1 protein-coding gene is annotated in these 232 nt (G+C 52.2%); it reads right to left on the bottom strand.

Going from position 1 to position 232, the window contains the following annotated elements; all coding sequences use genetic code 11:
* Positions 1–19: 19 nt before the first annotated feature.
* A partial coding sequence (locus HMPREF2696_RS07940) for an N-acetylmuramoyl-L-alanine amidase (RefSeq protein ID WP_168162679.1) occupies positions 20–232 on the bottom strand: 213 nt, incomplete at its 5' end.

Below are 232 nucleotides of genomic sequence, written 5' to 3'. Positions count from 1 at the left end.
AAAGCAATCAAAGACTTTTTCATACCTTCACCGCTCCCAATTCCATCGCAATCGCGTCCGCAATCGCGCGGCAGATGCCCCATTTAGTAGTCTTAAACAAGGCCAAATCAGTGTCGTTACTGATAAAAAACGGCTCAAACACAATGCCGCCGGCTTGTGCATAAGCCAGGCGCGAATGCTGGCCCGCATTGTCGGGTTTAAAGCCGTCTTCGCCGCGCAGTTTCCAGCCGGT

Origin of the sequence: Neisseria sp. HMSC058F07, from assembly GCF_001810035.1 — a bacterium.
Lineage (GTDB): Bacteria > Pseudomonadota > Gammaproteobacteria > Burkholderiales > Neisseriaceae > Neisseria > Neisseria perflava.
Note: the sequence above shows the minus strand (reverse complement) of the source record. Positions and strands in the feature narration are given on the sequence as shown.